The sequence below is a fragment of the Spirulina subsalsa PCC 9445 genome, from assembly GCF_000314005.1.
GTDB lineage: Bacteria > Cyanobacteriota > Cyanobacteriia > Cyanobacteriales > Spirulinaceae > Spirulina_A > Spirulina_A subsalsa.
Window position 1 is genome coordinate 100,037 of record NZ_JH980292.1, and the last position, 24,279, is coordinate 124,315.

24 protein-coding genes and 1 pseudogene are annotated in these 24,279 nt (G+C 45.6%); 14 read left to right on the forward strand and 11 right to left on the reverse strand.

The window, feature by feature from the left end:
• Positions 1-184: 184 nt before the first annotated feature.
• From SPI9445_RS23820 to SPI9445_RS23825, 3 genes are read left to right on the forward strand one after another with little or no spacing between them, the layout of a single operon-like run.
• Entirely contained in the window at positions 185-1,045 is an 861-nt protein-coding gene (locus SPI9445_RS23820; RefSeq protein ID WP_164674442.1) for an AAA family ATPase, read from the forward strand.
• A gap of 23 nt (positions 1,046-1,068) precedes the next feature.
• Positions 1,069-1,275, forward strand: a complete 207-nt coding sequence (locus tag SPI9445_RS0100930) for a hypothetical protein (protein ID WP_017302832.1) — start codon at positions 1,069-1,071, stop codon at positions 1,273-1,275.
• Between the two features lie 55 nt (positions 1,276-1,330).
• Positions 1,331-2,128 carry a hypothetical protein gene (locus tag SPI9445_RS23825; RefSeq protein ID WP_017302833.1) on the forward strand — a complete coding sequence of 266 codons (798 nt, stop codon included), beginning with the start codon at positions 1,331-1,333 and terminating at the stop codon, positions 2,126-2,128.
• Here the strand turns inward: SPI9445_RS23825 and SPI9445_RS0100940 are convergent.
• Together SPI9445_RS0100940 and SPI9445_RS0100945 are read right to left on the reverse strand one after the other, a co-directional pair.
• Positions 2,099-3,289, reverse strand: coding sequence for a cupin domain-containing protein (locus SPI9445_RS0100940; protein WP_017302834.1), 1,191 nt, complete (start codon positions 3,287-3,289; stop codon positions 2,099-2,101). The two genes, SPI9445_RS23825 and SPI9445_RS0100940, sit on opposite strands and share 30 nt — an antisense overlap.
• A gap of 57 nt (positions 3,290-3,346) precedes the next feature.
• Positions 3,347-3,643 (reverse strand): hypothetical protein, encoded by a 297-nt coding sequence (locus SPI9445_RS0100945; protein WP_017302835.1) that lies wholly within the window; start codon positions 3,641-3,643, stop codon positions 3,347-3,349.
• 333 nt (positions 3,644-3,976) lie between these two features.
• Between SPI9445_RS0100945 and dnaG the strand changes: the two genes are divergently transcribed.
• On the forward strand, positions 3,977-5,878 hold the full coding sequence (gene dnaG, locus SPI9445_RS0100955; RefSeq protein ID WP_017302837.1) for a DNA primase: 1,902 nt from the start codon (positions 3,977-3,979) through the stop codon (positions 5,876-5,878).
• On the opposite strand, the gene SPI9445_RS0100960 is transcribed toward dnaG, so the two are convergent.
• On the reverse strand, positions 5,845-6,744 hold the full coding sequence (locus SPI9445_RS0100960; protein WP_017302838.1) for a dienelactone hydrolase family protein: 900 nt from the start codon (positions 6,742-6,744) through the stop codon (positions 5,845-5,847). The two genes, dnaG and SPI9445_RS0100960, sit on opposite strands and share 34 nt — an antisense overlap.
• A gap of 155 nt (positions 6,745-6,899) precedes the next feature.
• Here SPI9445_RS0100960 and SPI9445_RS0100965 point away from each other — a divergent pair, with 155 nt between their 5' ends.
• Together SPI9445_RS0100965 and SPI9445_RS0100970 are read left to right on the forward strand one after the other, a co-directional pair.
• Positions 6,900-8,048 (forward strand): AAA family ATPase, encoded by a 1,149-nt coding sequence (locus SPI9445_RS0100965; RefSeq protein ID WP_017302839.1) that lies wholly within the window; start codon positions 6,900-6,902, stop codon positions 8,046-8,048.
• Entirely contained in the window at positions 8,048-8,737 is a 690-nt protein-coding gene (locus SPI9445_RS0100970) for a hypothetical protein (RefSeq protein WP_017302840.1), read from the forward strand. Before SPI9445_RS0100965 ends, SPI9445_RS0100970 begins: the two co-directional genes overlap by 1 nt.
• A 40-nt stretch (positions 8,738-8,777) precedes the next feature.
• Here SPI9445_RS0100970 and SPI9445_RS23830 read toward each other — a convergent pair whose 3' ends face one another.
• The 4 genes from SPI9445_RS23830 to SPI9445_RS27190 all read right to left on the reverse strand — a co-directional run bounded on the left by SPI9445_RS23830 (position 8,778) and on the right by SPI9445_RS27190 (position 13,186).
• Positions 8,778-11,051, reverse strand: a complete 2,274-nt coding sequence (locus SPI9445_RS23830) for a putative bifunctional diguanylate cyclase/phosphodiesterase (protein ID WP_017302841.1) — start codon at positions 11,049-11,051, stop codon at positions 8,778-8,780.
• A 205-nt stretch (positions 11,052-11,256) separates the two neighbouring features.
• Entirely contained in the window at positions 11,257-11,433 is a 177-nt protein-coding gene (locus SPI9445_RS30230) for a hypothetical protein (protein ID WP_017302842.1), read from the reverse strand.
• A 218-nt stretch (positions 11,434-11,651) separates the two neighbouring features.
• Positions 11,652-12,137 (reverse strand): hypothetical protein, encoded by a 486-nt coding sequence (locus SPI9445_RS27185; RefSeq protein WP_017302843.1) that lies wholly within the window; start codon positions 12,135-12,137, stop codon positions 11,652-11,654.
• Between the two features lie 161 nt (positions 12,138-12,298).
• Positions 12,299-13,186: a peptidoglycan-binding protein gene (locus SPI9445_RS27190; protein WP_017302844.1), complete on the reverse strand. Its 888-nt coding sequence runs from the start codon at positions 13,184-13,186 to the stop codon at positions 12,299-12,301.
• Positions 13,187-13,332: 146 nt separating this feature from the next.
• Between SPI9445_RS27190 and SPI9445_RS0100995 the strand changes: the two genes are divergently transcribed.
• From SPI9445_RS0100995 to SPI9445_RS0101020, 6 genes and pseudogenes are all read left to right on the forward strand, one after another.
• Positions 13,333-13,554: a hypothetical protein gene (locus SPI9445_RS0100995; protein WP_017302845.1), complete on the forward strand. Its 222-nt coding sequence runs from the start codon at positions 13,333-13,335 to the stop codon at positions 13,552-13,554.
• A gap of 61 nt (positions 13,555-13,615) precedes the next feature.
• Positions 13,616-15,244, forward strand: a complete 1,629-nt coding sequence (prfC, locus tag SPI9445_RS0101000; RefSeq protein WP_017302846.1) for a peptide chain release factor 3 — start codon at positions 13,616-13,618, stop codon at positions 15,242-15,244.
• A gap of 73 nt (positions 15,245-15,317) precedes the next feature.
• Positions 15,318-15,668 (forward strand): Nif11 family protein, encoded by a 351-nt coding sequence (locus tag SPI9445_RS0101005; RefSeq protein WP_100227060.1) that lies wholly within the window; start codon positions 15,318-15,320, stop codon positions 15,666-15,668.
• Between the two features lie 149 nt (positions 15,669-15,817).
• Positions 15,818-16,267 carry a nucleoside-diphosphate kinase gene (gene ndk, locus SPI9445_RS0101010; protein ID WP_026079437.1) on the forward strand — a complete coding sequence of 150 codons (450 nt, stop codon included), beginning with the start codon at positions 15,818-15,820 and terminating at the stop codon, positions 16,265-16,267.
• Positions 16,268-16,508: 241 nt separating this feature from the next.
• Positions 16,509-17,709, forward strand: a pseudogene (locus tag SPI9445_RS26855) (RNA-guided endonuclease InsQ/TnpB family protein).
• Positions 17,710-17,991: 282 nt separating this feature from the next.
• Positions 17,992-18,966 carry a protochlorophyllide reductase gene (locus SPI9445_RS0101020; protein WP_017302851.1) on the forward strand — a complete coding sequence of 325 codons (975 nt, stop codon included), beginning with the start codon at positions 17,992-17,994 and terminating at the stop codon, positions 18,964-18,966.
• A 192-nt stretch (positions 18,967-19,158) separates the two neighbouring features.
• Here SPI9445_RS0101020 and SPI9445_RS0101025 read toward each other — a convergent pair whose 3' ends face one another.
• Positions 19,159-20,256 (reverse strand): class I SAM-dependent methyltransferase, encoded by a 1,098-nt coding sequence (locus SPI9445_RS0101025; protein WP_017302852.1) that lies wholly within the window; start codon positions 20,254-20,256, stop codon positions 19,159-19,161.
• A 63-nt stretch (positions 20,257-20,319) separates the two neighbouring features.
• Positions 20,320-21,141, reverse strand: a complete 822-nt coding sequence (gene surE, locus SPI9445_RS0101030) for a 5'/3'-nucleotidase SurE (RefSeq protein ID WP_017302853.1) — start codon at positions 21,139-21,141, stop codon at positions 20,320-20,322.
• Between the two features lie 41 nt (positions 21,142-21,182).
• On the opposite strand from surE, the gene SPI9445_RS0101035 reads away from it, so the two are divergent.
• Both SPI9445_RS0101035 and SPI9445_RS23850 read left to right on the forward strand, forming a co-directional pair.
• On the forward strand, positions 21,183-22,061 hold the full coding sequence (locus SPI9445_RS0101035) for a shikimate dehydrogenase (RefSeq protein WP_017302854.1): 879 nt from the start codon (positions 21,183-21,185) through the stop codon (positions 22,059-22,061).
• 11 nt (positions 22,062-22,072) lie between these two features.
• Positions 22,073-23,251, forward strand: coding sequence for a DNA cytosine methyltransferase (locus SPI9445_RS23850; protein ID WP_017302855.1), 1,179 nt, complete (start codon positions 22,073-22,075; stop codon positions 23,249-23,251).
• Here SPI9445_RS23850 and SPI9445_RS0101045 read toward each other — a convergent pair.
• Together SPI9445_RS0101045 and SPI9445_RS0101050 are read right to left on the reverse strand one after the other, a co-directional pair.
• Entirely contained in the window at positions 23,226-23,948 is a 723-nt protein-coding gene (locus SPI9445_RS0101045) for a restriction endonuclease (protein ID WP_017302856.1), read from the reverse strand. The two genes, SPI9445_RS23850 and SPI9445_RS0101045, sit on opposite strands and share 26 nt — an antisense overlap.
• Positions 23,945-24,193, reverse strand: a complete 249-nt coding sequence (locus SPI9445_RS0101050; RefSeq protein ID WP_017302857.1) for a helix-turn-helix domain-containing protein — start codon at positions 24,191-24,193, stop codon at positions 23,945-23,947. Before SPI9445_RS0101050 ends, SPI9445_RS0101045 begins: the two co-directional genes overlap by 4 nt.
• Positions 24,194-24,279: the final 86 nt, after the last annotated feature.

Here is a 24,279-nt window from a genome sequence, read left to right on the forward strand (position 1 = left end):
TCTCCCACGAGTTTAAAAGTTTGTTCCCCTGAGTTCATTCCCTGTCCTAAATTTGGATAGGGAATTTTTCTGGCTTCACTCCCTGTAATAATAGATAGGGCTTGCTGAATAACACGCCTATGCTAGGCTCAACAAGGGAACAGGGAACTCTTAACAGGGAACAGATCATCTAAAACTGGCACGATTGCCTATTCCCGACTCCCGACTCCCGACTCCCGACTCCCGATTCCCCAACTCTCGGACTTATTCAGCTGTATTAAGTCCAGAGATGGCCGATATTTTAGAAGAATCTGAGAGTCAGCCCAAATTCCTTAAATTACTGACTAAAAGTAATTCTTTGCTGTCAGTTCTACAAATTCAGGTTGAACATGATTTAGGGAATGGTGATGCTCCCACTCAAAATAATATTGCCAAAAGTGCTGTTGTTGCCACTTCTAATGGAGTGGTGGCATTAGGACTTAAAGATAATAGCTATCACAGTTGCTTTATCCCCTCATTTTTGCGCATTTCTAATGAAGAACTGGCGAAACAATATGATAAAGCCCGTTTTGAAGAAAAAGAGGGAGATGTGATCAAAGCTTTTCAGTTGCTTGATCCCAATATTGAAAAGGTCGAAACGTTTTCTCTGGTTGAACCGACGTTATATTTAACCCGAAAACAGGAAAAACGCTTACCTATTTCTTTGTTTGGAGATGCCATCAATCGGATTGCTGCCATTACCTTGACCATGATTAACAGCAATCACGGCATTTTATTAATTGATGAAGTGGAAAATGGCTTACACTATACCAGCCAAGTTGACTTTTGGAAAACCTTATTTCGCTTATCCCAAAAACTCAATACTCAAGTCTTTGCCACAACTCACAGTTTAGAGATGATTCGGGCATTTGCTGAACTGGGGAATGATGGGGACTATCAAGACCAAGGAACTTATTTTGAATTAACTCGTGATCCTCGAAATAATCAGATTGTATCCATTCAACGAGATTTTGAATTATTACAATATGATTTAAAACATAATCAGCCTATTCGTGGAGAAATTTAAGTTGTTGTTGAGTTAATTTTAAAATGACAAACTTGCTGATTGTTGAAAGTAAAAGTGATGAAAATTATTTAAGATATGATACCTGTAACTATGAGGAACGCAGTCAAGCAGGGAAAAAATGCAGCTATGGAAATTTGGAATATATCATGAAAAACAAAATCCATATCTGGAATTTGGAGCATCCAGATTTAGAGCCTTTAAAATTCTTTCTCGCGCTATTTGAACCCTGAAACATAGGTTTTTGTTTCAGGGCAAAAAGACACTTTCCACCGCCACCCTAAACCCATGTCACCTATTCTACACCGAGCTTTGAATCTGAATTTTGGTCGCTTTTGGCCGCTCACTGAGGAGGGCTACCTGATTAACGATTGCCAAGGGTCTTTGATTCAGGATCCCTGGCTGCCTTTGGTGGAAGAATGGATAGAAGGCTGTGTGGTGGGTTTGGGCGATCGCCTCCATAGTCTCTATCTTCGGGGTTCTATCCCCCGAGGTCGCGCTGTGCAAGGGTTATCGGATTTGGATGGAATCGTGCTAACGGATCAGCCTCTGGATGACGTGACGACTCAAAAACTCTTCGCCCTAGGTCAAAAACTCAGCCGACGCTATTTATTCTGCCCCAAGGTGGAAATTCTGCCCTTAACTCTAGATGACCTTCAAGGAGACTGGGCGACGTTGTTGGGGACTCAAGGCCTCAATCTCTGGGGGGAAGATGTAATCCCTCACTTACCCCGGGTCAAGGTGGGTCGCGCTTTGTGGCATTATCTCCCCACTCTAGAAGAAGATTTAAAACGGGCAACCAGTGACTTACGTCAATCTCCGACTTGTACCTTGTCTCGATGCCGTTGGATTTGCCGTCGTTTGGTGCGGGCGGGGTTTGAAGGGGTGATGGAGGCGGAGGGGCAGTTTACGCGGGATTTAGGGCTATGTGCAGCGCGGTTTGGGGTGTATTACCCCCAACAAGCCCGAGGGATGAATTTAGCCCTACAATTGGCTTTAAACCCGACGGGAGATCGGGCGGGTTTGTTGGTGTTTCTCCAACAGTTTGGGGGGTGGTTAGTGGGAGAATTGGCTGTTAATGGATAAAACCCCTTCCTGCACTAAGCGGGCAATGATCTTGAGGGCATCGTCTAAGCTTAGGGTGGGGGCTGTTTCGGCTAACTCTGAGAGGGTGAACCCTTGGGGGTTGAATAGGCAAGCGAGGGCGGCCGGGGATAGACCTTGCAGGGTAATATGACGGTTGGCGAAATCAATTTCCCAGCCTTCTGCTTCGCTGCCGAGGATCTGGGGACGGTGTAGGGGGGAGGGTTGAAAGTGGGTGTCGAGGGACCATTCTGAGGGGTCTAGGGTGGGATGGAGTTGTTGGGGAAGTTGGAGGGGGAGGGGGGGCTGTTGGTGTTGCAGGTGCTGTCGATAGGCTTGCAGGGTTTGGTCTGAGGTGATCCATTGAGTGAGGGCGGTGCCTAGGTGATGTAAGGATTGCTCTAGGGATTGGGAATCGAGGTGGAGGAGGGGGAGGTTTTGCCGCCATTGGGGTTGTTTTTGCAGTTGGGCGATCGCCCATTCTAACCAGTCTAAACCTGTGGGACTGGATACTCCGACGGTTAAGTGTAAGGAATATTGTTCTAGGGCGATCGCATAGTGCCAATGCCCCCGAGGAATATACAGCACATCCCCCGGTTTTAAAACCCCCTGCCAGTAAGGGGGCGTTTCTGGGGGTAAGTCGCTATCTTGGCGTGTCTCTGAGGTGGGATAGGCAACGGTTGGATCGTAAATCAACCACTCTTTCTCCCCGTCAAGTTGCAAAATAAACACCTCATGGGTGTCGTAGTGACAGTTAAATCCTTGTTGATGGGGAGGGGAAAGATAAAGATTCACTTGGACGGGATGCCCCAGATCCCTCTGGAGGGCAGCAGTCCATTGGGCTAGGGGGGGATGCCGTTGGTGGACTTGGTTGAGGATCAGGGTGGCTCCCTGTTTCAGGCGATGGCGAAGCGTCTCGGTACGAGAATCGCGCCCTTGTTTCACGGGTACATCAGGCCAACTCTGCCCCCCCTGATGAAAGCGCAAGTCTGGATTATTTAACGGATGAAAGTTCAATAAATGGTTTAAGTCCTCCCAAGCGAAAAGTTCCTGAAACCGTTGGGGGTGCAAGGCCGGAAGATAAACCGCTTTTTGAGTCCAGATTTCCCCAACAAAGGTTTCCACTGTCAGAGGCGTGATTAAGTTCGCTAAAATTTCTGTCATGTCTATCGTTCACAGCAACCGGGGGAATCATCCCCCGTTTCTATGCGTTCCCATGAATTAACGGCGTCTTCTTCTGAAACCTCCATCATAATCTTGGTTCGTATCGAAATCCCGGTTAGAATCATAATCTTGGTCGCCCCTGCGTTGTCTTTGGGCTTGGAATTGCCTTTGGGCCTGGAATTCTGAGGGTGAATCGACTTCAACTCTCGTCACTTCAATGGTTACCTTAGACTCGCCCCCATTGATCTGAGTCTCTTGAGGCAGAATCGCCCCCACCTGAACCGGAGTTAGCATTAAAGCCCCCACTTTCGTGGAAAGCAGGGCGATGAGTAAAGGAGATACTTGCAATTTCATCGTGAAAACTACAGATTACGACATTGTGCAGAATTGCACTCATGACAGTATAACAAATGAATAAAGTAGATTGGGTGAAAAGGGGTTTCGCGGCTTGACTTTTGACTTTTTAGATGATATCCTAGATAATGGGAATGTGTGGGTTTTTAAAATTAGTGCAACCACTCCCATTATGAAAAAACTTTTATAAAAAAATCATCCCAGAACCCCCGGATCTTGTCCAGAAAAATTTACATTTCTTAATTTAAAATTTCTTAACAAATCAAGCAAGGTAGAATAGAACTGTAATTTCTACACCAGACGAACCCTAGACGCCCTCAATAGAAACCTTCAATGAACCTACCTCGCATTCATAAAGACACCATTGATGCTGTTACAGAACGAGTCGATATTGTGGAAATTGTAGCAGAACAGGTCGTCTTGCGGAAACGGGGAAAAGACTTCGTAGGCTTGTGTCCTTTTCATGAGGAAAAAACCCCTAGCTTTACGGTTAGTCCCAGTAAACAAATGTTTTATTGTTTTGGCTGTGGCATGGGGGGAAGTGGGGTTAAGTTTTTGATGGAGTTGGGGAAACAATCCTTTGCCGAGGTAGTATTAGAACTTGCCCAACGGTATCAGATTCCGGTTAAGATGAACTCCCCGGAAGAAAGTCAAGCCTTACAGCGAGAAATTTCGGTACGGGAACAACTCTATGAAATCGCGGCTATTGCTAACAGTTTTTTTCAACACGCTTTACGACAATCCCAAGGAGAAACCGCTTGGGATTATTTACGGAAAAAACGTCAACTGAGTGAGGCTACAATTCAAAAATTTGGGTTAGGATATGCTCCCACAGGCTGGGAAACCCTCTATCGGTACTTAGTCGATGCAAAACGCTTTTCTTCTAGCTTAGTAGAACAAGTGGGATTGATTAAACCGCGAAAAAATGGGGATAGTTATTATGATTATTTTCGCGATCGCCTGATGATTCCCATTTGTGATGCTCAAGGGCGTGTCATTGCCTTTGGTAGTCGGACATTAGGCAATGATGAACCCAAATATTTAAACTCCCCGGAAACCCCCTTATTTAGTAAAGGAAAAACCCTCTTTGCGTTAGATCAAGCTAAGGCTGAAATTAGCAAACAGGATCGGGTGGTGGTGGTAGAGGGCTATTTTGATGCGATCGCCCTCCACGCGGCCGGAATTACCCCCGTTGTCGCGTCCTTGGGAACCGCTTTCACCCCCGATCAACTGAAACGGATTTTGCGCTATACCGAATCCAAACAGGTGATTTTAAACTTTGATGCCGATGCAGCAGGAACAAAAGCGACACGGCGGGCTATTGAAGAAATTGCCCCCTTAGTTTATTCCGGGCAAGTACAGTTAAGAGTCTTTAATTTACCGGGAGGTAAAGATGCGGATGAGTTTCTAAAATCCAGTGCTGACGCGGCTAATATTTATCTGCAAAAACTAGAAACAGCCCCCTTATGGATTGATTGGCAAATTGAACAGTTATTGGTGAATAAAGACCTCAATCAAGCGAATCAGTTTGAACAAGTTTCTAAAGAAATGGTCAAACTGTTAAACCATTTAGAGGATGTCAATAAACGCACCTACTATGTGAATTATTGCGCCCAACTGTTGAGTCAGGGGAATAGTTCCTTAGTCAGCAGTTATAGTCAGAACTTGCAAGCCCAATTGCGACGACCTAAGCGTAAATTTAATCAGCCCGATCAAGGAATTCCTAGACTTGACAGCGAGAAAAATTTACTGAATCGGGCAGAATTTATCCTGCTGTTGATTTATCTCCACTGCCCCCACCATCGGGAGGAAATTGTCGAACAATTAGAAGAGAATGATCTAATTTTTAGCCTTGCGCCCCATCGTTTTTTATGGCGCAAAATCCTAGAAGCAGAAACCGTCCATCCTCAAGAGTTACTCAAACATTTACGCCAGTTAAGCGCCACCCATTCTACAGAAATGAATGCCGTTTTGCCCTTGTTGTATTTAGACGAAAACCAGCCCCACGAGATTCTCCGCGCCCCTTTGTTGATTCGGGCGGCGATCGCCTCTCTTCAGCGTGTAACCTACGAAAAGACGCGCCGCCACTGTTTAGAGCAGTTAAAAAAACTCGATCCGGTGCAAGATGCTGACCAGTTCCAATACTACTCCCAAGAATTACAAAACCTCTGTAAACTAATCCAAGAATTGGATCAGATGCGTTATGCTTCGCTGTTAGATGTACTAGATTCTTGACCCTTTAAAAAACGGTTGAGAAAATCAATCGTTTTTTCCCAAGCATCGGCGGCCGCTTTAGCATTATAACGAGTGCCGGATGGATTGGCAAAGGCATGATCTGCCCCTTTATAGATATGGATTTCTGCGGTTTTCCCTAACGCTTGTAAGGTGGCTTCAAATTCTCGCACCGTTTCCACTGAGGGGTTTTGATCCAGTTCGCCAAAAATCCCTAAAATGGGCATTTCTAGAGTTTTTAATCGTTCGGGATCTGTCTCCATACCGCCCCCATAATAGATGACCACGGCATCTAATTGATCTGGTAATAGCAGGCCGGTATTTAAAGACCAACGCCCCCCAAAACACCAGCCTAAACTGGCAACTTTTGGGGCATTGTGTTCTGTTTTCAAGTAGTGATAAGCGAGGGCGAGATTATCTAACAATTGTTCAGGATTATTGTTAGCATTTGTGACCAATTGTAGGGCGGCCTCGGGATTATCTGCCGTTTCTCCTCCGTAGAGATCCACCGCTAACACGCGATACCCTTCTCCGGCCAGGCGATCGCTCATCATCTTAATATTGTCGTTTAAGCCCCACCACTCGTGAATCACAATAATTGCGGGTAAGTCCTCACTGTAGTCTGTGGGGGCGGCCAGATAGCCCATTAACGGTTTTTCCTCCACTGTCCCATAAGTCACCATTTCCGACTGGATGGGCATTCTAGGCGCTTGGGCGACTAGGGGAGTGGGAATGGGGCGATCGCCTTGGTGTAACTGTGCCATTTGTTCGCCTAGACTGGGTGAAAGGGTGGCCTGAGATTGGGCGATTCCCCACGTGCTGAGAAACAGGCATACGGCCAACGCTAGACCGAAGTATTTTTTGAGCATAATCTATTCAGAACATTAAGGTCGCATTCTATTCTAATCAGATTTGTTCGATTTGCTCAGAGTCTGCTGTAATTTTTGGGGGAAAGATAGTGATTGAATTAAGTTTTGTGGTAGAATAAAAGGTTACACCAAATAAATCTAATTTATCTATAATTATGAAAATTAAAAAACTTTGCTATGGAGATGAGGAATATCAATGGAAACTCAATTCTATTGAATTTTTGCCCAATCTTAATTTATTAGTGGGTGTCTCAGGGGCGGGTAAAACACAGATTTTAAGAGCGATTAATCGCCTGAAAGCGGTTGCTAATGGGGAGTCTCTGAATGGAGTTTATTGGGATGTAGAATTTTTAACCGAGAATCATTCTTTATATCGTTGGCGTGGCAAATTTGAAACTAAGCCAAATCACCTCATTGTGAGATCCGATTCTGACGAAGAAGAATGTAGGATTCTTTATGAGTATGTGGAAAGAGATCACCAGAACATTGTAGAAAGAACTCAAGAGAAGGGTATATTTTTTAAAAATCAGTCCACCCCCAAGCTGTCGCCTTTTAAAAGTATCATTGAACTTTTAAGCGAAGAGGAAGACCTGAATCCGGTGCAAAAGGAATTTGATAAGATTATAGAATCAGAATCGAGTCAATCTATACATCCGACCAGTATATTAAGGCTACCGCGTCAGATTTTACAGAAATATGTAAATTGTGATGTGCAACAGATTAAAAATGCAGAATTACCGTTGCTGATTAAATTAGCGTTAGTGTATCGATATCTGCCAGAAATTTTTCAGCAAATAAAGTCTGTGTTTATCGAGATTTTTGATCAAGTTGAGGACATTAAAATTGAGCCATTTCAAGAGGATGAACTTCCTTTAGAAATTGCAGATTTTTTACGAGAATCTATTTTAATCAAAATCAAAGAGAAACAGATCGAGAATTGGATTAGACAAGATAATATATCATCCGGGATGTTCAAAACATTAATGTATATTAGTCAGTTATACTTATCCCCGGATGATTGTGTGATTTTGATTGACGAATTTGAAAATAGTTTGGGGGTGAACTGTATTGATAGTGTGATAGAGTTATTATTGCATAATCCTCAAACACAATTTATCATCACCAGCCATCATCCTTACATTATTAATAATGTGAGTCCTGTCTATTGGAAAATTGTGACTCGCCAGGGTAGTTTAGTAACGGTTAAAGATGCGGCAGATTTTCATATTTCTGCCTCACGACAGAAGGCTTTTATTGATTTAATTAATTTGCTTAAAGATGATGATCAGGATGAGGAAGAGTGATGAATCTTTACTTTTTAGTTGAGGGCAATAGTACGGAGAGGAAAATTTACCCTAGATGGCTAAAATATTTGTTGCCTAATTTAGTCCGCGTCAAATATCATGATCAAGTAGAACACAATAATTATTATTTAATCAGTGGGGAAGGTTATCCCACACTATTATATGATGGCTTGGATAATGCTATTGATAAGATTCAAGAAACAAATCGTTATGATTATTTAGTGTTATGTGTAGATTGTGATGAAGAAACGGTCAGCGAAAGGGTCAATTACATTAGGAATTTTATCCAAAAAAAAGACCTCAATTTAGGTAAGACGAAGCTAGAAATTATTGTACAAAATCGTTGTATTGAGACATGGTTGCTGGGGAATAGAAGGATCTTTGATTCAAGACAACCCTTAGCCTCTCCTTTATCTGAGTATGTTGACTATTATGATGTTTCTGTGGCTGATCCTGAAGCAATGGGATGTTATACTATGAGAAATCATGCCGATTTTCACGGCGAATATTTAAAAGAAATTTTCCGGGCAAAACAGATATTTTATACAAAAAAATCGCCAGGAGAGGCGCGAGAAAGACATTATTTAGAACAACTACAAAACCGGACTCTAACAAATCCAACACATTTACAAACGTTTCAAAGTTTTTTGGGTTTTTGTCAAAGGATTCAAAGTAAAATGAATAACTAGGGTCTTATAGCTACAGATGGCTAGCATCGGGTACTTTAATTTAATTCAAATTAAACTGCTCTAACCATTGTTCTACTGCCCCCACACTTAGGGGTTTTGCGAACCAATAGCCTTGGCCATACTGACAGCCTAACGCTTGCAGAGATTCCAGTTGATCGGCTGTTTCAATGCCTTCTGCAACTAAATTCAAGCCTAATCCTAAGCCTAAGTTAATAATACCTTTAACGATTTCTTCCTCCTGTTGTGAGGTCATATTCCAAATAAACGAACGGTCGATTTTTAATGTATCTAAGGGAAAAGCTTGTAAACGACTTAAGGAAGAATAACCCGTGCCGAAATCATCAATTCCTACCCCAACACCTAACGCTTTTAGTTGCTGGAGGCGCTCAATGGCCTGTTCATTGGACATGATCACCCCTTCGGTGATTTCTAAGCGCAAACGAGAGGGGGCTAATCCGGTTTGGTGCAAAATTTCGCGGATGCGGGGGACTAAATCGGGAACAAAAAACTGTTGTCCGGCCAGATTAACGCTGAGATTGGTATGTTCTGGAATCACCCCTTGTTTAGACCAATTTTGTACTTGTTGACAAGCTTGATAGAGTACCCAGTCGCCTAAAGGGATGATTAATCCGGTTTCTTCTGCGAGGGGGATAAAGTCTTGGGGGGGGATGATGCCTTGTTGGGGATGTTGCCAACGGACGAGGACTTCAAAACCGTAGAGTTCCGGTTTTTGAATCGAAATAATCGGTTGAAAATAGATGACAAATTCTTGATTGTCGAGGGCTTTTCGTAGGGCAATTTCTAATTTGAGTTCGTCGGGGAGGAGGGGGTGCAGGGTGCTGTCAAAGAGTTTGGCGGTATAGCCTCCCTGACGTTTGGCTTGTTCAATAGCCCGGTAAGCGTTGCGCAGGAGTTGTTCTGGACTGTCGTAGAGTTCTCCGGTGGATTCTCGGTGCGATCGCACAATCCCAATGCTCCCCGTGACAAAAATCTCATGACCTTGAATCCAGAAGGGATCCGCAAACCCTTCCTCTAAATTATCTACCAGTTCGCCCACTTCCTCATAGTCGTTCACTTGGTCTAATAAAACGGCAAATTCATCCCCTCCTAAACGCGCCACCCTGCCATAACTTCCCACATACATTTCTAAACGATAGGCCAATTCAATCAACAGTTGATCCCCGATTAAATGACCTAAACTCTGATTAATCACCTGAAAGCGTTTCAAATCAATTAATAACACGACAAAAAACTCATTTTGAGCCGATTTCACCTGTTCTAAGGCGTTGGTCAGTTGAGAGACAAACGCGCTGAGATTCATTAATCCGGTGAGGGGGTCATGGCTGGCATAATATTCTAGTTGGGATTGAATTTGTCGCCGTTCTGTAATATTAACTACGGTGCTGTCGTAATACAGCAGTTGTCCCTGTTCATCCCGCACCCCATGAACATTTTCCGACAACCATAGACGGGTTCCATTGCGGTGATAGATGCAGTATTCAAAATCACTGAGAAAGTCCTCCTGTTGTAGTTGGCGGCGATAGTCTAGATATCGTTGGGGATTCACATACAAACATTGAGGATACCGAACTTGGCGGAGAAATTCCTCGGGGGAATTGTAGCCAATCAAATTGACAAAAGCCGGGTTAACTTTTAAATAATGACCGGCGGGGGATGTTTGGAAATTGCCCTCGGGGATGGGATGAAATAGAGAAGGTTGGGAGTCTGAAACTGGGGAACTGTCCAGCGGTTGGTGCTGTTGGTGCAGTTGGCAGGCGATCGCACTCATGGCAATTCCCAACAGTTCAATTTCCCCCTCCTGCCAAGGTGTAGCCCCCTGATGACGTTCTAACCCCACCATACCCAGTAAACGCCCCTGATACCACAACGGAAGCGCTAGGAAACTTTGGATATGATAACCGTCCCAGAGGGCTTGTTCGGCGGGGGTTAAATCCTCACGGTGTTTCACCACCACCTGGCCCCTTTCCAATGGCCCAAACCAAGCCCCCAGACACCGCCAGGCCTCACTGTGGGGAAACAACGGGTGAGACACCTTCGACTCCCGCCACCACACCGCCTGAACTGCCATCCCGGAAGCCCCATCACAGCCGCGTTCTAACCAATAAGCCCCATCCGCGCCACTTCCTTGGCCTAATTTAGCTAAAACCTGCCCATAAACCTGTTTCACCCCTTGAGCGAACAGCAAGTGGTGCTGTACCTCAACCAGCGTAGCGAGATAATTTTCCCAGGTTTCAGGGGTTAATCCTTGCCGTGCCGAACATAAAAGATCCCCAATGGTTCGCTCTTGTCCCATCAAGCTTAGTCACACTCCTTGCAATGGGTTCACCCTCGACTCTAACAAATTTATCCGAGTTCTCGGGGTAGCCGTTTTGCTGAAATTTCGCTGCCTTGTTCCTTCTTATTCAGCTTAGGACAGTTTTAAGTGTGTGGGGTGTGGGGTGTGGGGGAATGGAGTATTGATAATTGATAATTAGGGCTTCTTGCCTCTTGCCCATTCCCTAAGACGGTTCAACAGAAACAACAAAGGGCAATTCCTCAAAAGTAGTAACGGAGTGGGTGGGCAAGAAATTGATTAAAACGGCTACCCAAACAAAAACGATGGAGAGCATCAAACAAGCAATTAATTTTAACTGTCGTCTGATGGGTGCTAATGCTGCTAGTAAGTGGGTTTCCATACACAACATTTCCTAGAGAACATTCTCAAAACTTAATCCTGGAATAGAATCTCTGTAGTATCTAATTTTTAGAGAATCAAGCCCAAGAGAACCGAGTTAACAAGCTGAACCGAAAAAGCTAGGTTTTGATTATACCCTAATATTTACGAATGACACTTAGTATGCTTTAGGCTTAGGTGTGATTCTGTAACTTGTTGTACCATTCTGAGAATTAATACTTAGGCGTGAGGAGACAAACGGTTGCGGCGCTGACGGAGTGCGATCGCCAAAAAATGCGCTTCTCGTTCAGCCTCCAACAAATCCAAGGGACGAGAGGTTAGCCGTAAAGCCCCTTGGGGGGTGGGGTAAACATAGGGCACCGTCACCACTTCGTACTGACAAATGGGATTAGGCTGTTGGGGGTCATTCTGCCCTTGGCGGGTGGTGTAGTTGGTTTGGTTGATTTGGGTGGCCAACTCTTTAAAGTCTAGCAAAGCCCTCGCTAATTGTTCCGCTAAGGTATTAATCCGTTGGCCTTGCATTTCTAAACGCTTCAACCTCACCTCAAACTCTTCTGCTGGGGTGAGGGTCGTTTTTAACAGAGTTTTGGGAACAGCTGCATTGGAAACCGATTGAGAATCTGGGATAGAGGGAGGATTTCCCCCAGCTAAACAAACCAGATGACGGTAATTTGAGGATTGAGGGGGTCGAGATGAGGATTTCATGCTACACTGAAGGCGTAAGGTTACTTTGTACTTTAATACAAAAGTATTAAAAAAGCAACCCAAGACCTTAAAAACCCGGTTTCTAGGGGTCAGATGGCACTTCTTCGCGCCCTGGGACAAGAAACCGGATTTCAGGCAGGAATGATTCAATTTGGGGCAATTTAGCGCTGGCGAATAAAGCCCGTAGAAACGAATTGTCCGGGGGCAATTTGCGCCCAATTGGGGTTAGGGACACTGGCCACCATAATGGGGGTGCCGTCAGGGAGCGATCGCACAACCGGATAATTCATCCCCGGTCCACTGCGCACATTTAAACGATTGCCATTCGTCACCACAATATAATTGCCCTCAGTCCCCATCCCCGCCTTATCCACCGCAGAAGAACCCCCTTGTCCCCCCCGTAAAGCCGCTATCGTTTGCGGCCCCACAATGCCATCAACCATTAAACCCATGCGGGACTGGAACTGACGAACTGCCTGTAAAGTCGCATCTGTAAACACCCCGCGCATTTCCCCATTGACCCCATAGGGAATGTCATACCCCCAATTTCTTAACAACGTTTGCACCTCAGCCACCCGATCCCCTCTTGACCCCAAAACCAATAAACCCGAATCAGAAGACGTTGCCCCTTGGGGAGTGCTGCCTCCGGTGCCACTGCGCAGCGCCGTTAGGGTATTGGGGCCAACAATGCCATCCACAGGCAACCCAACACTGCCTTGAAACTGTCGTACCGCCTGTTCAGTTTGGGGGCCAAATTGTCCCCGTCCTGCCCCATTGACCCCATACAAGATGGAATAGCCTCGATTTCTCAATAACGTTTGCACCTCAGCCACCGCTTCCCCTGCCATCCCCCGCTTCAAGATTTGCGCATAAACCGGAGAGGTGGCACTGAGTAAACCCCCCAAGAGAACGACCCCCATGGCACTCAACCAAGCGACCGATGAGAGAGTTTTCAGTGTTCGCCACTCTTGGAAACTTGAAAAATCATAGTCGAGATCCGTCATGGCCTCATGGAGAGCATAGCTATGATTGTAGGCTAACGTTTCCATGTTCCTTTCTCCTCTTAACAGTGCATCCGGGTGACTATCTCACGATAGATCACCGCACTTTATTATACTTGGGCATTTTATTCATTCCGCCCATTCGTGAAGGGGTTGTAAAATACGGGGCATCGGGTTGATTGAGGGAGACTCCCTTGGACAGTGAAGCACTAGCACAATACCTAGAAACCACCAACAGCCAGTTTAAGCCCTGGTTGTTAGTGCAATTGCGTTTAAGGAAATTGCAGGAGATACAGGATCAAATTTCTGCCGAGGAGTACGGGATCCGTTTGGCCGATATTCACCAAGATTTAATGAATTTAGGGGAATGGTGGGTCGGTCAAGAAGAGGATGTGTTTGGGGAGAGTGAACGGTGATTATTAATTCCCTAGCCTGATCCCTTAGAATAGAAAACAGCCTTTCCATTGCCGAGCATTCATGTCCACAGAATTGTTAACTGAATTAGAACAAGCGGTCAATATTCGCCGTAATTTCGCCATTATTTCCCACCCCGACGCCGGGAAAACTACCCTGACCGAGAAACTTCTGTTATACGGTGGAGCCATTCATGAAGCTGGAGCAGTGAAATCCCGACGAGATCAACGAAAAGTGACCTCGGACTGGATGGCAATGGAACAACAACGGGGAATCTCCATTACTTCGACGGTGCTTCAGTTTGAGTATGACGGGTATCAGATTAATTTGCTCGATACTCCCGGACACCAAGATTTTAGTGAGGATACTTACCGCACCTTGGCGGCGGCCGATAATGCGGTGATGCTGATTGATGCGGCTAAGGGGTTGGAACCGCAAACGCGCAAACTGTTTGAAGTGTGTAAAATGCGATCGCTCCCCATTTTCACCTTTATCAATAAATTAGACCGTCCGGGACGAGAACCCTTAGAATTATTGGACGAAATTGAACAAGAACTGGGCTTAAAAACCTATGCCATGAATTATCCCATTGGCATGGGCGATCGCTTTCAAGGAGTCTATGACCGTGCCACCCAAAGCATACACCTGTTTGAGCGGCGTTCTCATGGCAGCAAAGCCGCCCTTGATACCACCATTAAACTTGGAGATCCTCGCCTTGAGGACTTATTAGACCAAGACCTCTACTATCAACTTAAAGAAGAATTAGAAATCCTCGACGAAATCGCCCATGATTTCGACCTAGCCCAAGTTCACGCCGGGAAAATGACCCCCATCTATTTCGGCAGCGCCATGACTAATTTCGGCGTGGAACTCTTCTTACAATCCTTCCTCCAGCACGCCTTAAAGCCCGAATCCCGCCATTCCTCCCTCGGTGACATCCCCCCCACCTATCCCGACTTCACCGGGTTTGTGTTCAAATTACAAGCCAATATGGACCCCAAACACCGCGACCGGGTGGCCTTTGTTCGGGTTTGTACCGGGAAATTTGAAAAAGATATGACCGTGAGTCATGCCCGCACCGGAAAAAACGTCCGTCTCTCCCGACCGCAAAAACTCTTTGCCCAAGGTCGTGAGTCCCTCGAAGAAGCCTATCCCGGCGATGTGATTGGTTTAAATAACCCCGGAGTCTTTGCCATTGGGGACACCATTTATAACGGTAAAGCCCTAGAGTATGAAGGGATTCCTTGTTTTTCCCCCGAAATGTTCGCTTACCTAAAAAACCCCAACCCCTCCAAATTTAAACAGTTTCATAAAGGGATTACCCAGTTACGGGAAGAGGGGGCCGTTCAAATTATGTACTCCACCGACGATTTCCGACGGGATCCCATCCTCGCAGCCGTGGGACAATTACAGTTTGAAGTCGTCCAGTTTCGGATGTTGAACGAGTACGGGGTAGAAACCCACTTAGAACCCTTGTCCTATAATGTCGCCCGTTGGGTTGAGGGGGGGTGGGAAGCCCTCGACAAAGTGGGACGGTTATTTAATACCATTACCGTTAAAGACAGTTGGAATCGCCCGGTTCTCCTGTTCCGCAATGAATGGAATCTCCATCAGGTTTTAGCGGATCATCCCAAATTAATCTTAAATTCTATTGCTCCAGTCGGATCAGGATTACAACCTCTTGATGGTTAATCAACAGATAAGTTTTGTAAAAGCAAGGTCGGAGTTTTTCCAGAACAGTCATTCCCTTCCAGTACAATAAGATATGGTAGATTCAAATGATGGCGTAATGTCTCAGCGAGAAGATATAATCGGCTTTTTTCAAAAAGTCTGTGACGACCCCACTCTGCAAGACCAATTAAAACCCCCTTGTCCAGCGAATCGCGATGGTGTAGCCAACATCGCCCAAGCTTGGGGCTTTAATCTAACGGGCGCAGATATTGATGACTATGTAAGGTTTGCGGCCTTCTACCCCCAGTTTCAGGAGGCGATCGCACAGCATCAGTCCGGTGAAGAACATTTAGCGGATTGGTTGAACAAGTGGCGAAAACACCTCAAGAAATTTGAGGAAACCCCCTTAGATGATCGGTACGATACGATCAAGCGTTATCTCTAAGGAGGAAATTAGGGCGCACTAAAACAGTCGAGGAAACGGGACTACCTTTGGATCAGAAATTGTACGCCTTCCCCTATCCTCCCGTACCCGTTCTGAGCTAATCTGTCTTCTGTATCAATTCATTGATCAGCCAACAGCAGGAGGTTAGCTTGGAACGGACATTTTTGATGATTAAACCGGACGGTGTACAACGAGGATTAATCGGGGAGATTATCAAACGCTTTGAAGCCAAAGGCTTTACCCTCGTGGGGCTGAAGTTTATGGCAGTTTCTAAAGAACTAGCAGAACAACACTACGATGTTCATAAAGAACGCCCCTTTTTCCAAGGTTTAGTTGAGTTTATTACATCTAGTCCTGTAGTGGCGATGGTTTGGGAAGGAGAGGGCGTAGTGGCTTCGGCGCGGAAAATTATCGGGGCAACCAACCCCCTCAACGCCGAACCGGGTACTCTACGGGGAGATTATGGAATGGATGTGGGTCGTAACTTAATCCACGGTTCTGATGCCATTGAAACCGCCCAACGTGAAATTAGTCTCTGGTTTACCGATAGTGAGTTAGTCAATTGGACTCCCACCCAAAAACCCTGGTTATATGAGTGAAGTCCCTAGGGCTTGCTGAATAAGTTTGAGAGTCGGGAATCGGGAGTTGGGAATAGGCCCTTGTGCCAGTTTTAGATGATCTATTCCCCGTTCCCTGTTCCCTTTTAAAAAGATTGCCGGGAACTCCCCATCCCCTCGTGGGTGGGGATGAAAGGCCAGTCAATCAAGCGGTTCAATGCCGCGCAGATTGACAATAATCTATCGGTCTTGCCATTAATCCTTTTTGTGTTAAACTTGGAGAATGAGAAGTGTTGTTAAGGTCAGAATCTATCCAACCACTGAGCAGCAAGTAGCCTTGTCAAAGGCGTTTGGCTGTGCTAGGTGGTGGTGGAACTACGCTCTAAACCTGAACAATGAAACCTACAAAGCAACCGGGAAGGGACTGTCAAGACAGGGGTATAACGACCGCTTACCAGCACTCAAAAAGGAGTTTCCTTGGTTGGCCCAATGTTATTCCCAAGTTCTCCAGTCTGTATCCCTGAATCTTTCTCAGGGCGTTTATCAGCTTCTTTGAGGGAAGAGCTCAATATCCCAACTTCAAGAGCAAGCATGGTAAGCAATCAATCCAGTATCCGCAGCACGTCAAGTTGTTGGATAAAGCGATTAAATTGCCTAAAATCGGTGATGTCAAAGCAAAATTTCATCGTGTTTTCGATGGTAAGCTGAAGACCGTTACCGTCAGCATGAGTAGGACGGGCAAATACTCCGCCTCTTTGCTTTTTGACGATGGACTACCTAAACCTGAAATAAGCAGCCAAGGTAAAGCGGTTGGGATTGACCTAGGGTTAGCCCATTTTGCCATTACGTCTGATGGTTCTAAATTTGATAATCCCAAACCGCTCAAGAAGAGAGAGAAAAACCTGAAACGCAAGCAGCAAAAGTTATCTCGTAAACAGAAGGGTTCAAAGCGTCGGGCTAAAGCAAGACGTATTGTAGCGCGAGTGCATGAGCGGATTGCTAACACTCGCAAAGACTTCCAGCACAAACTCTCCCGCAAATTGGTGAACGAAAATCAAGTCATCGTTGTGGAAGACCTGTCAGTCAAAAACATGGTGAAAAACCACAATCTAGCCAAAGCGATTTCAGATTGTGGATGGTCAGAATTCACCAGACAGTTAAAGTACAAGGCTGAAAAAGACGGGAAAACCTATCTAGAAATTGGTCGGTTTTTCCCGTCCAGTAAGACTTGTCATGTATGCCTCAATCAGATTGATAGTCTGCCTCTTGATGTTCGTAGTTGGGAATGCCCCAATTGCAAAACCCAACATGACAGAGACGTAAATGCAGCTATCAATATTCGAGATGAAGGCTTACGAATATTATCGTTGGGAACCAGCGATACTGCCCAAGGAGGCAATGTAAGACCAAAGCGGGGGCGTAAGTCATCCGTAGAGGCGGTTGCTGTTGAGTTGGGAAGCCCCGTCCCCTTGTGGGCGGGGTAGTTCACTGTCAATTAAACCTAGGTAATATTTTTCTTTGTTTTGTGATAGGGTGTCCCCCCCTCGGTAAACTTAACTTCACGGATCTATTCATGTAGAAATACCGTATTTCTGGGTGCTTCTTTACCCTTCCTGCACGTCAAGCTATACATTACTTTACAAATAATCCCGTAGCATATTGCGATTTTGTAACAAAACAAGTCAAGGGTTATCCAGACTTTGTAGATTATGAGATCCTAGAAGACGGATTGATAGTATTCGTGAGCTATGGAGAGGAAATAGACTATGATTGCCAACGAAAAACCAACAGTTGTTATTACAGGAACTTCTTCCGGTGTGGGATTATATGCCTCGAAAGCCTTTGTCCAACGGGGATGGTTCGTTGTTATGGCTTGTCGAGATTTGATGAAGACGAAAAAAGCGGCTCAATCTGTGGGTATTCCCGAAGATAGCTACACTGTACTCCACATTGATCTGGGTTCTTTAGATAGTGTACGTCGTTTTGTCCAAGATTTCCGAAAAACAGGCAGATCCTTAGATGCTTTAGTCTGTAACGCGGCAATTTATATGCCCTTGTTAAAAGAACCCCTTTGGTCTTTGGATGGTTATGAGTTAACCATGACAACCAATCATTTAGGCCATTTTCTCTTATGTAATTTGCTCTTAGATGATATGAAAAAATCCCCCCGTGAGGATAAGAGAATGGTCATTTTAGGGACTGTTACCCATAATCCTGATGAATTAGGGGGTAAAATTCCACCGCGTCCTGATTTAGGGAATTTAGAAGGCTTTGCTCAAGGATTTAAAGCCCCGGTGACTATGGCAGATGGGAAAAAGTTTGAACCCGTAAAAGCTTATAAAGATAGCAAAGTTTGTAATGTGTTAACGATGCGGGAATTACATCGCCGTTACCATGAATCGACGGGGATCACGTTTACTTCTCTCTATCCGGGATGTGTAGCGGATACGCCTTTATTCCGCAATCATTACCCCTTATTCCAAAAACTATTCCCTTGGTTCCAAAAAAATATTACTGGGGGTTATGTTTCTCAGGAGTTAGCTGGGGAACGGGTGGCTGCGGTTGTTATTGATCCGGAGTTCTGTCAATCTGGTGCTTATTGGAGTTGGGGAAACCGTCAGAAAAAAGACGGTAAGTTTTTTGTTCAACGAGTTTCTCGCCAAGCTCGGGATGATGAAAAGGGTGAGAAAATGTGGGATTTAAGCAATCGTTTAGTAGGGTTAGCTGAAGTCAAGTGCTGATTTAATTGAGCCGCCTTTTCTAAACCCCAGTTTCAGGGATTAACTGAGACTGGGGTTTTTAATGGGGATTTATTGATTACCCAATCTTGACAAGTTAAGCCCTTGGTTTTCTCGTCAAGGTCAGGTAATAGGGAAAATGCGGTTGTGTCCAAATGCGCATAAGCCTAACTTGTTAAGGTTGCCGATTACCCATTAGCCACGACGAGCAATCCAGTATTTACTCACTAAATGGTTTTCAATGCGAATATCTGTAAACCCGGCTTGTTCTAAGCGTAGTTGTAAATCATCATGAATATAATGCCGATAGTAGGGTTCATGGTAGAGGGTGGGGAAGTTCTCCATCATGGGGGTAAACTCAGGACGATCTACGGCTTGCATGGAATCACAAATAATAAATACCCCATTGGGTTTTAACACCCGGAAGGCTTCCTCAATGACTTGTTGACGGATTTTGCCGGGTAATTCATGGAACAAGAAAACGGAAGTGACGGCGTGAAAATATTGGTCTAAATAAGGCAATTCTTCCCCTTTTCCTTGGACTAATTGGGGCAATTCTCCGGGGAATTGGGAGAGGAGTTGATTGGCGCGACGGAGATAAGCGGGGGATAAATCTAACCCAAATAAAGAGGCTTTGGGTAGGGTAGCCCGTAAAGCGCGCAGGGTGTACCCGGTGCCACAGGCAACATCTAAGACTCGAATCTGTTGGGGGAGTAGGTGGGCAAAATTAGCGGTTAACTCGCTCTTGAGGGGGGCTAAAATTCTGCGTCGCATGGCGTTGGCGCAACCATTAAAGAGTAGTTCTACCTGAAGGTCGTATAATTCGGCAGAGCGATCGCTTAAATAGCCATTGGGTTGATGGTGAAAGTTCTGGAGGTAGTATTTCGGATAACCTTGGGTTTCAATCTCTGCGTCAAAATGTTGATAATTTTTCTTCGGCAACCGTTGCCACACTTTCCCTAATTCCAGCCAAACTTGTGGGTAGTAGCGCAGGAAATCATCCCACTGACTCTCAAATAACAGACTTTGGGGATAAACTCCCTCCTGTGCGTCTTCCCAGTCTCGCTCCATGAGGTTGTCATTCATTTGTTTTAACTGGGACAATAGTTCCGGGGAGAGTTCCTGTAGGGGTTGATGCCAAGATTCCGGTAAAACCCACTCGGTTAAACGACTGGCGGCCATTTTGTGGGCTAAACTCAGGGCGTTTTTGGTCTGTTGGAAGGTTTGATAAGCCAGTTTGCCGAAAATGTCGGGAAGGGGGAGTTGGGGGACAAAGTTGGAGGTTGATGCCATAACCAAAAGCGATTAAATGAGAGATTGTATGAAGTTTTGCGAAGTTATTATAACGGATTTTCCCTAGCTCAAATGGGCAGGGTCAAGCTGGACGGTGATCTCCAAGGGGGAGACGTTTTGGGCATCGGTGAGGTTGTATTGTAAGGGCGTGATGGAAATGTAGCGATCGCGGATGGCCTGAACATCGGTCAGAATATGAGCGGGTACATGGGCATGATCGGGCTGTTCAATCTCCTCTACAGCCTCCCCCGCTAACCAATAGTAGCTTTTCCCCCTAGGGTCTAAACGCTGCTCAAACTGCTCAATATAGCGCCGTAAACCTTGCCGGGTAATCTTCACCCCGGCCACCCCTTCAGGAGGCAGTGCTGGAACATTGACGTTTAACAACGTCGCCTCCGCTAGGGGATGATGGACTAACTTGGCTAACAACTCTTGGATAAACTGGGCCGCTGTAGGGAATTCTTGGGATTGGAAACTGGTTAAACTCACCGCAATGCTGGGAATGCCATCAATTAGCCCCTCCATTGCCGCCGAAACGGTGCCAGAGTATAAAATATCGGTGCCAAGATTTGCGCCCTGATTGATGCCCGAAAGGACGAAATCCGGGCGTTCTGAGAGGATGGCTTGCAGTCCCAATTTCACACAGTCGGCGGGAGTCCCGGAACAAGACCAAGCCTTCACGCTGGGGGTATATAACCCTTCTACCACATTCGCCCGGATAGGCTGATGAATGGTCAGACCGTGACCTGTAGCAGACCGTTCCCGGTCAGGACAAACTACTGTGACTTGATGCCCCACTTGGGCGAGGGTATTGGCAAGGGTACGGACTCCGGGGGCAAAAATCCCGTCGTCGTTACTAATTAGGAGTTTAAGGGGTTGAGTCATGGTTTGTTATAAGATAATTTGACCACTCATAGTCATAACCGATGCTGACCATTACTGGAACGACTCGCTTGTTGGGGGTGATTGGCCATCCGGTGCAACATTCTCTCTCCCCCACGATGCACAACGCCGCGATCGCCCACTTAAACCTGAATTATGTCTATTTACCCCTCCCCGTCCCTCCAGCCGCTTTAGAGACGGCCTTAGCGGGCTTTCAGGCCATCGGTGTAGTGGGCTTCAGCGTCACTATTCCCCACAAACAGGCGATTATTCCCCTATTAAGTCAAGTATCCCCCGTCGCCCAGGCCATTGGCGCGGTGAACACCGTCTGGCACAGTCCCACAGGATGGCAGGGCACCAATACCGATGTCACCGGATTTATTGCCCCTTTAAAATCTTTAGAGCGGGATTGGTCGCACTTGTACCCTGTGGTTTTAGGCAATGGGGGGGCGGCTCGGGCTGTGGTGGCGGGTTGTGTAGAATTAGGGTGTAGACGGGTGGCTGTGGTTGGGCGCGATCGCACTAAACTTGAACAATTCCAACAGAGTTGGCAAAATACCCCCTTCGCCCCCGTCCTCACCCTCCACACTTACCACGACTTACCCGCCCTCCTCCCCCGGACCGAACTCCTAATCAATAGTACCCCCGTGGGAATGCACCCCCACCCTGCCCACAGTCCCCTCCCCCCAGACCTTTGGCCCCACCTCCCCCCCAGCGCCATCGTCTACGACCTCATCTATACCCCCCGTCCTACCCGTTTCCTCCAACAAGCCCAACAGCGCGACCTCCTGACCCTTGACGGCACAGAAATGCTCGTTCAACAAGGCGCTGCGGCCTTAGAATTGTGGTTACAGCAGCCCGTCCCCATCGAGGTCATGCGCCAAGCCCTCTTAAACGCCCTAAATTCCCCCCACTCTTCCTGATTCTCACTGTCATGGAACAACTCTCTTTATTTCCCGAAAACACCCCCAAGAAACCTAAAAAAGCTAAGTTAGGGCGTTATGAAAGAATTCAGCGTGAACTTGCAACCCATAAACGGGATGCCCACCAAATTTTTATAGATATCAATAGCCCGACAACACCCGAAAAAAACTACAATTTCGTGGATTTATTTTGTGGGGCAGGAGGCATGACCCAAGGTTTTCTGCAAGCAGGATTTAATCCCATTGCCAGTGTAGAAATTAACCCCATTGCTTCAGCAACCCACCAAAAAAACTTTCCACAATGCCACCATTTTACAGGAGATATCCATAATTTTTTACCTCAAGAGTGGTTAGGTCAAATAAACTCACCCCCCGTCCATCTTGTTGTCGGTGGCCCCCCTTGCCAAGGCTTTTCCGTCGCAGGGAAACGAGATCCTAACGACCCCAGAAATCGTTTATTTGAAGAATTTGTGCGCGTTGTTGCAGAAATCAAACCTTGGTACTTCGTCATGGAGAATGTACCCGGTATTTTAACGATGAAAAAAGGAAACGTGAAACAAGCTATTTTTGAGGCATTTGCTGCCATTGGCTACACAAATGTTTCAGTAGCTATCTTAGAATCGGCTGCCTATGGTGTTCCACAAATTAGACCCAGAGCTATTTTTATAGCTAATCGTTTAGGTCTACAAAATCCTTACCCTAAACCCCAATTACGTCCCGATCAATATCAATCTATTGAATCCGCTATTGCTGACTTACCTGCTTATGAAACCATCCCCAGTATTAATCATGAATGGACTCGTCACTCTCCCGAATATATGGAACGAATTGCCCAAGTTCCTCCCGGTGGTTCATTATATAAAACTTACTTAGATGCCTTTAAACGACAATATCCGGGAAAACCGAGTATGACTGTGAAAGAAAACCACGGAGGAACTCATATTCATCCCTATTTAAACCGAGTTATTTCCGCAAGAGAGATGGCAAGATTACAAACCTTTCCCGATTCTTTTATCTTTGAAGGAACAATGAAAAAAGCAATGTGGCAAATTGGCAATGCTGTTCCTCCACGTTTAGCAGAATGTATTGGTTTTGCTTTAATCCCGTACTTAAATCGAATAGTGAAAGGGGAGGCAAATCCCATCAATCCTGTACAAGTTGATACTAATATTCAGCTAGCCTTTTATTGAGTTCATTTCGCCATTGTTCAAAATTATACCAACCACAGCCTACACAGCCTTGTTCTGCTTCTGCACCCAAGGCAGGAATATCCTCAGACCAATCCTCTCCCCCAGAATACCAGAATCGAATACCGAGCGGTGTTCCTCGCTTGCCCGTTTTAACGCATTGCTCACAACTTCTTGATTTTAATAAATTGTGATTACCAGAACTATCTTTTTTCAAAAGTTGAAATTTGGCTATAATCTCGCTGTCACTGATATTTAAATCATGGCTTGGCTCACTTTGACCCCAACGCTGCATCGGAAAACGATGATCAATAATCAGTTCATGAGCTTCTCTCATTCTGTTCTCAATTACATCTTTATATTGATAAAATTTCAATATTTTCTCGCTTAATAGTGCTGGAATATTTGCCGCCGCATTAGCTGTTCTCGTTGCTCCCGTCCATCGATCCCAAGTCGTAGTTTTACCGCAAATTTCACAATAGTTCCGTTGAGTTTCGATGACTAATCCGGGGCGACCACTTCGATTTCCCCTTTCTAATCCTTGAATACCACCACCCCCGGCATATTGACCAGAAGCCACTTTTTTTCCCTCACAACTGCGACAGTGCCATTGCTGGTCAGATAATAAAGCAAACACTTTATACTGAGAAGAGCCGGATTTAAATTTAGCTTTCAGATGCTCAATTAAATCAGAATTCATGGGATTTTTGTAATTTCTTCTTCTAAACTTTCCAGAAGACCAGAAACTGTAGTATTTAAGCCCCGAGCTAGACTCACTAAAGCCACTAAAGACGGATTCCTCTTTCCACGTTCTAAACCCGATATGTAGGTTCTATTGAGATGACAACATAGCCCAAGTTCTTCCTGTGAAATACCCATCGCTTTTCTCTGGTTCTTAATCAGTAAACCCAAGGCTTTTAGGGTTTGTTCTTTCGAGGATTCCATCCCCTTATGATCTCCTTGGCGTAGACAATTCGTCTACGGACTATCAGTCACATTCGGAGCAGTATTCTGTAGATGTAATGGGGGAA